This window comes from Halomonas sp. PBN3 (genome assembly GCF_000475415.1).
Classification (GTDB): domain Bacteria; phylum Pseudomonadota; class Gammaproteobacteria; order Pseudomonadales; family Halomonadaceae; genus Halomonas; species Halomonas shengliensis.
In genome coordinates this window covers 1-8,496 of record NZ_AXCA01000081.1, presented here as the reverse complement: position 1 = coordinate 8,496, position 8,496 = coordinate 1, and the positions used below count along the sequence as shown (strand labels likewise).

Here is an 8,496-nt window from a genome sequence, read left to right as displayed (position 1 = left end):
AGTCCGACAGGCTGCTAGGGCGGGGAGCAGTCACGCAGCTCCCCAGCTTTTCAGGCGGAGATCGTCTTGCCCTCGACGTATTGCGGCTCGAAGGTGCGGCCACGCAGGCGCTCGTGGTCCGGGGCGTTGTCGATCAGCACGCGCAGCACCTCGCGGGCGCGATCGTGCATCTCCAGGCCCAGGTAGCCCTCCACCATGGTCGCCAGGGCGTCGCGGGTGGCCTGGCTCTGGGGGTAGTTCTCGATCACCCAGCGGCCGCGCTCCACGGCGGCGAGATAGGCGCCGCGGCGCAGGTAGTAGTCGGCCACGTGCAGCTCGTGCTCCGCCAGGACGTTGCGCAGATAGACGATGCGCTGGCGGGCGTCCGGGGCGTACTGGCTATTGGGGTAGAGGCGAACCAGCTCGCGGAAGTCGGTGTAGGCGTCGCGGGAGGCGCCCAGGTCACGCTTGGAGATGTCGATCAGCTTGAGCCGCTCGAGGCTGAAGCGCCCGGCCTGCCAGGCGGCCAGGCCGCGCATGTAGAGGGCGTAGTCGGCCTGGGGGTGGCTGGGGTGCAGGCGGATGAAGCGGTTGGCCGCGGCCCGGGTCGCCTCCCAGTCGTCGATCTCGTAGTAGGCGTAGATCAGCTCCAGCTGGGCCTGCTCGGCGTGGGCGCCGAAGGGGTAGCGGGTATCCAGTGCCTCGAGGCGCGAGATGGCCGCGGTGAAGTTGCCGCGATCCAGGGAGTCGCGCGCCTCCTCGTAGAGCTCGCGCTCGCCCAGGTCGGCGTATTCGGTGTTCTCCTCCAGCCCCGGCCGCGGCGGGCCGCCCTCCTCGGGGAAGACGCTGGCGTCGCTGGCATCGCGGGAGTCCTCGGCGCCGCCACCGAACAGGGAGCAGCCGGACAGCAGGCCGGCGGCCAGCAGCAGGGCCGCGAGACGGGCAGGAGTATTGGAAAGGCGCATCGTGATCCTCGTGGCAAACAACGCGGACTGGCCGTGATAGAATCGACCGAAACCCGCCCACTATAAAGCACTGCACGGCAAAACGCAGTCATCGGCGGTGCCCCGTCCCCGAATCCCGCAAACGGTCACGCTCACCCCATGTCCCAGACCCTTGAAGCACAGCAGCGCGTCCCCGACGCCATGGCCGGCCAGCGCCTGGACCAGGCGGCGGCCGAGCTCTTCGCCGACTTCTCCCGCGAGCGCCTCAAGGCGTGGATCAAGGCCGGCGAGCTGACCCTGGATGGCCAGGTGGCCAAGCCCAAGGACAAGGTCTACGGCGGCGAGTGGCTGCGCCTGGCCACCGAGGTGGAGGACGATACCCGCTTCGAGCCCGAGGATATTCCCCTCGAGGTGGTCTACGAGGATGACCAGGTGCTGGTGATCGACAAGCCCCCGGGCCTGGTGGTGCACCCGGCGGCGGGCAACCCCGACGGTACCCTGCTCAACGCGCTGCTCCATCACGACCCGGCGCTGGCGGCGGTGCCCCGGGCGGGCATCGTCCACCGCCTGGACAAGGACACCAGCGGGCTGATGGTGGTAGCCAGGACCCTGGCCGCCCAGACCGCCCTGGTGGAGCAGCTCCAGGCGCGCACCGTGTCGCGGGAGTACGACGCCATCTGCGTGGGGGTGATGACCGCCGGCGGCACCGTGGACGCTCCCATCGGCCGCCACCCCAAGGACCGCAAGCGCCAGGCGGTGACCGCCTCCGGCAAGCCGGCGGTGACCCACTACCGGGTGGTGGAGCGCTTCCGCGCCCATACCCATGTGCGCTGCCGCCTGGAGACAGGGCGTACCCACCAGATCCGCGTGCACCTGGCGCACCTGCGCTATCCGCTGGTGGGGGATCCGGTCTATGGTGGCCGCCTCAAGCTGCCCGCCGGCGCCTCCTCGACCCTCAAGGAGATCCTGCGTGACTTCCCGCGCCAGGCCCTGCATGCCCGCAAGCTGGCCTTCGTGCACCCGGGCAGCGGCGAGACGGTGAGCTTCCGCGCGCCGCTGCCAGACGACCTGCTGATGCTGCTGGACTACCTGCGCGACGACAGCGAGACGATGCGGTGACGAGGAGCCGACCATGAGCGATGCGCCCGACCTGCGCCCCACCCTGATCCTGCCCGACTGGCCGGCGCCGACCTCGGTGGGTGCCTTCGTCACCACCCGCGAGACGGGGCCGAGCCAGGGCGATTTCGCCTGCTTCAACCCCGCCAGCCATGTCGGCGACAACCCCGACCACGTGGCGCTCTGCCGGCGGCTGCTGGAGAAGCAGGTCGACGGCGAGCGTCCGCTGCTGTGGCTGAACCAGGTGCACGGCGCCCGGGTGCAGCAGGCCTTCGCGGCCGAGCCACCCGAGGCGGACGCCGCCGTGGCGGTGAACCACGACTACGCCTGCGTGGTGCTCACCGCCGACTGCCTGCCGGTGTTCCTCTGCGACCGTCGCGGGGAGCGGGTGGCGGTGGCTCACGCCGGCTGGCGGGGGCTGGCCGGCGGGGTGCTGGAGGCCACGGTGGCCGCGCTGGGGGTGCCGCCGGAGGAGCAGCTCGCCTGGCTGGGCCCGGCGATCTCCAACGCCCAGTTCGAGGTGGGGCCCGAGGTCTACCAGGTCTTCGTCGGCGTCCAGCCCGAGGCCGTCGAGGCCTTCGACCCGAGCCCCTATCGCCTAGGCCACTACATGGCCGACCTCTACCGCCTGGCGCGCCTGCGCCTGGAGCGCCTGGGCGTCTCGCACATCAGCGGCGGCCACTTCTGCACCGCCTGCGAACCGCGCTTCTACTCCCACCGCCGTGACGACGGCCGCACCGGCCGCATGGCCAGCGTGATCTGGCTGCGCTGACGCGAGCTACAAGGTTCAAGGAGCAAGTCACAAGGAAACCCTTTCTCTGATCCCGGCTCCCGGGGCACCCTGCTTGCCCCTTGCCCCTTGCCCCTTGCCCCTTGCCCCTTGCCCCTATCCGCTGATCCGCGTCAACTTGCCGCGCGTTTCCTCTGGCGGCCGACTTGAAATCCGGCCAGCCTGACGCCATTGAAGGTGTCAAGACATTCACAGGGTCAAGCGGGGCGTCTAATCGCCTCGCCATCCCGATGGAGGAAGCTTTCATGCGTTTCGACAAGTTCACTGCCAAGCTGCAGAACGCCGTGGCCGACGCCCAGTCCCTGGCCGTGGGGCGCGGCCACAACCAGCTGGAGCCGGGCCACCTGCTGCTGGCGCTGCTGGATGCCACCGATACCGGCGTCAAGGCGCTGGTGCAGAAGGCCGGTGGCGATGCCGCCCGCCTGCGTGATGGCCTGGTGGGCCATCTCGATGACCTGCCTACGGTCGCCCACTTCGACGGCGAGGTGCAGCCCTCCCGCGACCTGATCAAGCTCTTCAACCTCACCGACCGCGAGGCCCAGAAGCGCGGCGACCAGTACATCGCCAGCGAACTGGTGCTGCTGGCCGCGCTGGAGATGGGCCATGCGGTAAGCAAGCTGCTCAAGCAGGCCGGGGTCACCCGCCAGTCGCTGGAGGGGGCCATCGAGGGCGTGCGCGGCGGGGCCAAGGTCGACGACCCCAACGCCGAGGAGCAGCGCGAGGCGCTGGAGAAGTACACCCTGGACCTCACCGAGCGCGCCGCCAGCGGCAAGCTCGACCCGGTGATCGGCCGCGACGACGAGATCCGCCGCACCATCCAGGTGCTGCAGCGGCGCACCAAGAACAACCCGGTGCTGATCGGCGAGCCCGGCGTGGGCAAGACCGCCATCGTCGAGGGGCTGGCCCAGCGCATCGTCGACGGCGAGGTGCCGGAGGGCCTCAAGGACAAGCGCGTGCTGTCGCTGGACATGGGCGCGCTGCTGGCTGGGGCCAAATTCCGCGGCGAGTTCGAGGAGCGCCTCAAGGCGGTGCTCAAGGAGCTCGCCGAGGAGGAGGGCCGGGTGATCCTGTTCATCGACGAGCTGCACACCATGGTCGGCGCGGGCAAGGCAGAGGGTGCCATGGACGCCGGCAACATGCTCAAGCCCGCCCTGGCGCGCGGCGAGCTGCACTGCGTAGGCGCCACCACCCTCGACGAGTATCGCCAGTACATCGAGAAGGATGCCGCCCTGGAGCGCCGCTTCCAGAAGGTGCTCGTGGATGAGCCCTCCGAGGAGGACACCGTGGCGATCCTGCGTGGCCTCAAGGAGCGCTACGAGGTGCACCACAAGGTCGATATCACCGACGGCGCCATCATCGCCGCGGCCAAGCTCTCGACCCGCTACATCACCGACCGCCAGCTGCCCGACAAGGCGATCGACCTGATCGACGAGGCCTGCTCGCGCATCCGCATGGAGCTCGACTCCAAGCCCGAGGAGATGGACCGCCTCGACCGCCGGTTGATCCAGCTGAAGATGGAGCGCGAGCACCTCAAGAAGGAGACCGACGAGGCCTCGAAGAAGCGCCTGGAGAGCCTGCAGGAGCAGATCGACGAGCTCGAGCGCGAGTACGCCGACCTCGAGGAGATCTGGAAGGCCGAGAAGGCCAGCATCCAGGGCGCCGGGCAGTTCAAGGAGGAGCTCGAGCGCGCCCGCATCGAACTGGAGCAGGCCAAGCGCCAGGGGGACCTGGGGCGCATGTCCGAGCTGCAGTACGGGGTGATCCCGGAGCTGGAGAAGAAGATCGCCGAGGCCAGCGAGGCAGAGGCCGATACCTCCAAGCACACCCTGCTGCGCTCCAATGTCACCGAGGAGGAGATCGCCGAGGTGGTCTCCCGCTGGACCGGCATCCCGGTGGCCAAGATGCTCGAGGGCGAGCGCGACAAGCTGTTGCGCATGGAGCAGGCGCTCCACGAGCGGGTGATCGGCCAGGAGGAGGCGGTCACCGCGGTGGCCAACGCCGTACGCCGCTCCCGCGCGGGCCTCGCCGACCCCAACCGGCCCAACGGCTCATTCCTGTTCCTTGGCCCGACCGGGGTGGGCAAGACCGAGCTTTGCAAGGCGCTGGCCAACTTCCTCTTCGACACCGAGGAGGCGATGGTGCGCATCGACATGTCGGAGTTCATGGAGAAGCACTCCGTGGCGCGGCTGATCGGTGCCCCGCCCGGCTATGTGGGCTACGAGGAGGGCGGCTACCTGACCGAGGCGGTGCGCCGCAAGCCCTACTCGGTGCTGCTGCTCGACGAGGTGGAGAAGGCCCACCCGGATGTCTTCAACATCCTGCTGCAGGTGCTGGAGGATGGTCGCCTCACCGATGGCCAGGGGCGCACCGTGGACTTCCGCAACACGGTGATCGTGATGACCTCCAACATGGGCTCCGACATCATCCAGCGCATGGGCGGTGACGACACCCATTACGAGGAGATGAAGAACGCCGTGATGGAGGTGGTCGGCAGCCACTTCCGCCCCGAGCTGATCAACCGCATCGACGAGGTGGTGGTGTTCCACGCCCTGACCCAGGAGCAGATCCAGGCCATCGCCGGCATCCAGCTCGACCGCCTGCGGGCGCGCCTGGCCGAGCACGAGCTCTCCCTGGAGGTCAGCGACGAGGCCATGGCTCAGCTCGCTGTGGTGGGCTTCGACCCGGTGTTCGGCGCCCGGCCGCTCAAGCGGGCGATCCAGGCGCGCATCGAGAACCCCCTGGCCCAGGACCTGCTGGCCGGCAAGTTCTCACCGGGCGATGTCATCCGCGTCGAGGCCGAGGAGGGCAAGCTGGTCTTCCGCCGCGACTGAGCCCGCTTGCCAGCGTGGGGCCGTTACCATCGCGAGGCTGTGCCCACCCGGGCGTCGCGCCCGGGTCGGACCCACGCCCCCGCGCCTTCCCGTCTACACTGAATCTAGGTTGCGTCCTGTAACCCCCCTTGCCCGCCCGGCGACCCGCCCGGCGGGTTCTTTTTGGTCCCGGTTCCCGCCGTCCCGGTTGACACCCTTGCCGCGCTAATGGAATCTTCTCCGGTATCCTGATTGCGGGCGCGGACCCAGCGGGCAACCCCCCATCTCCGCGTGACGGGTAGGCCGCACGGCCTCTACTCGCCGAAGGACGTCCGGCTCCGGGCCAACCGCCCGGGTCGACCAATGCCCCGACGCGGCGAACTGCCGCATGAGAGTGCAGGCCCCAACAGGGCTTCTTGCCAGGGTTTGGCATCAGGTGCCGGCAACGGCCGGCAGCGGCATACCGCCGCACTCGACGCCGCGCTCGCATGGGCGCGGATCGCACTCGAGACCTCCAGGGGAGAAAAACACGTGGAACTGCTTTCCGGCGCGGACATGATCGCCCGCTTCCTGCAGGATGAGGGCGTCGAATACATCTACGGCTATCCCGGCGGGGCGGCGCTGCACATCTACGACGCCCTCTTCCGCCAGGACAAGGTCAAGCACATCTTGGTACGCCACGAACAGGCCGCCACCCATGCCGCCGACGGCTATGCGCGCGCCTCGGGCAAGCCCGGCGTGGTGCTGGTGACCTCCGGTCCCGGCGCCACCAACGCCGTCACCGGCATCGCCACCGCCTACATGGACTCGATCCCGATGGTGGTGCTTTGCGGCCAGGTGATGAGTCACCTGATCGGCGATGACGCCTTCCAGGAGACCGACATCGTCGGCGTGACCCGGCCGATCGTGAAGCACAGCTTCTCGATCCGCCATCCCAGCGAGATCCCGGAGGTCCTCAAGAAGGCCTTCTATCTCGCCTCCACCGGTCGCCCCGGCCCGGTGGTGGTGGACATTCCCAAGGACATGACCGCCCCCACCGAGCGCTACGAGTACGTCTACCCGAAGAAGGTCAAGATGCGCTCGTACAACCCGGTCAGCCGCGGCCATAGCGGCCAGATCAAGAAGGCCGTGGAGATGATGCTCAAGGCCAAGCGGCCGGTGTTCTACACCGGTGGTGGCGTGGTCACCGGGCGGGCCAGCGAGGGGCTGACCGACCTGGTCAAGCGCCTGGGCTACCCCATCACCACCACCCTGATGGGCATCGGCGCCTACCCGCAGAGCGATCGCCAGTGCCTGGGCTGGCTGGGCATGCACGGCTCCTATGAGTCCAACATGGCCATGCACCATGCCGACCTGGTGATCGCCATCGGCGCGCGCTTCGACGACCGCGTCACCAACAACACCTCCAAGTTCTGCCCCACCGCCAAGGTGATCCACGTCGACATCGACCCGAGCTCGGTCTCCAAGACGGTGCGTGCCGACGTGCCCATCGTGGGCCCGGCGGGCAGCGTGATCAGCGAGATGATCAGCCTGGTGCAGGGCAAGGAGCCGGCCAATCCCGAGGCCCTCGCGGAGTGGTGGCAAAAGATCGATGGCTGGCGCGAGGAGCGCGCGGGCAAGCTCTACGAGCCCTCGAAGCCCGGCGAGGCGATCAAGCCCCAGGAGGTGATCGAGTCGCTGTGCCGTGCCACCCGCGGCGAGGCCTACGTCACCACCGACGTCGGCCAGCACCAGATGTTCGCGGCCCAGTATTACAAGTTCGACAAGCCCAACCGCTTCATCACCTCCGGGGGGCTCGGCACCATGGGCTTCGGCTTCCCGGCGGCCATGGGCATCAAGCAGAACTTCCCCGAGGAGCAGGTGGTCTGCGTTACCGGCGAGGGCAGCTTCCAGATGATGATGCAGGAGCTCTCTACCTGTAAGCAGTTCGGTGGCGGGGTGAAGATCATCAACCTGAACAACGCCTCGCTGGGCATGGTGCGCCAGTGGCAGGACCTCAACTACAAGTCGCGTCATGCGCACTCCTACATGGAGTCGCTGCCGGACTTCCAGAAGCTGATCGAGTCGTATGGCTTCACCGCGCTGAAGGTCGAGACCCTCGACGAGCTCGAGCCGGCCATGGAGCGTTTCCTGGCCGACAAGCACGAGCTGGTGTTCCTCGACGTGGCGGTCGACCCGCACGAGCACGTCTATCCGATGCAGGTGCCCCTGGGCTCCATGCGTGACATGCTGCTTTCCAAGACGGAGCGGACCTGATGCGCCATATCATCTCGATTCTGATGGAAAACGAACCGGGCGCCCTGTCTCGCGTGGTGGGGCTCTTCTCGCAGCGCAACTTCAACATCGAGACGCTGAACGTGGCGCCCACCGAGGATCCCACCCTGTCGCGGCTGACGGTGACCACCGTGGGCGACGACCGGATCATCGAGCAGATCACCAAGCACCTCAACAAGCTGATCGACGTGGTCAAGCTGGTGGATCTCACCGAGGGCAACCACATCGAGCGCGAGCTGATGCTGGTGAAGGTCAAGGCGCTGGGCTCGACCCGCGACGAGGTCAAGCGCACCGCGGATATCTTCCGTGCGCAGATCGTCGACGTGACGCCGAGCCTGTTCACGGTGCAGATCACCGGCGATGCCGGCAAGCTCGACGCCTTCCTGCAGGCCATGGAGCCGGTAGGGGTGCTCGAGGTGGCCCGCACCGGGGTGTCGGGTATTGCCCGCGGCGACAAGGTGCTGTCGCTTTGATTTACTACTGCGCTCACTCGTAACGTCAATCACAGCCCAGGCTGTGTACGTTGCAACCTCAAGGCCGCCCCTCGGGGCGGCCTTTGTGGTTGTGCGCCAGGCATGGCGCG

At 68.0% G+C, this 8,496-nt stretch carries 6 protein-coding genes; 5 read left to right on the top strand and 1 reads right to left on the bottom strand.

Annotated features, from left to right (window positions below):
* Positions 1 to 50: 50 nt before the first annotated feature.
* A complete protein-coding gene (locus Q673_RS23330; protein ID WP_023005071.1) occupies positions 51 to 944 on the bottom strand; it encodes an outer membrane protein assembly factor BamD in 894 nt (297 codons plus the stop codon).
* Positions 945 to 1,082: 138 nt separating this feature from the next.
* Here Q673_RS23330 and rluD point away from each other — a divergent pair, with 138 nt between their 5' ends.
* The 5 genes from rluD to ilvN all read left to right on the top strand — a co-directional run bounded on the left by rluD (position 1,083) and on the right by ilvN (position 8,386).
* Positions 1,083 to 2,042, top strand: a complete 960-nt coding sequence (gene rluD, locus Q673_RS23325) for a 23S rRNA pseudouridine(1911/1915/1917) synthase RluD (RefSeq protein WP_031217695.1) — start codon at positions 1,083 to 1,085, stop codon at positions 2,040 to 2,042.
* 13 nt (positions 2,043 to 2,055) lie between these two features.
* Positions 2,056 to 2,811 (top strand): peptidoglycan editing factor PgeF, encoded by a 756-nt coding sequence (gene pgeF, locus Q673_RS23320; protein WP_023005069.1) that lies wholly within the window; start codon positions 2,056 to 2,058, stop codon positions 2,809 to 2,811.
* A 263-nt stretch (positions 2,812 to 3,074) separates the two neighbouring features.
* Entirely contained in the window at positions 3,075 to 5,660 is a 2,586-nt protein-coding gene (gene clpB / locus Q673_RS23315; protein WP_023005068.1) for an ATP-dependent chaperone ClpB, read from the top strand.
* Between the two features lie 510 nt (positions 5,661 to 6,170).
* Positions 6,171 to 7,895, top strand: a complete 1,725-nt coding sequence (locus Q673_RS23310; RefSeq protein WP_023005067.1) for an acetolactate synthase 3 large subunit — start codon at positions 6,171 to 6,173, stop codon at positions 7,893 to 7,895.
* Entirely contained in the window at positions 7,895 to 8,386 is a 492-nt protein-coding gene (ilvN, locus tag Q673_RS23305; protein ID WP_023005066.1) for an acetolactate synthase small subunit, read from the top strand. The genes Q673_RS23310 and ilvN overlap by 1 nt, the downstream gene beginning before the upstream one ends.
* Positions 8,387 to 8,496 lie beyond the last annotated feature (110 nt).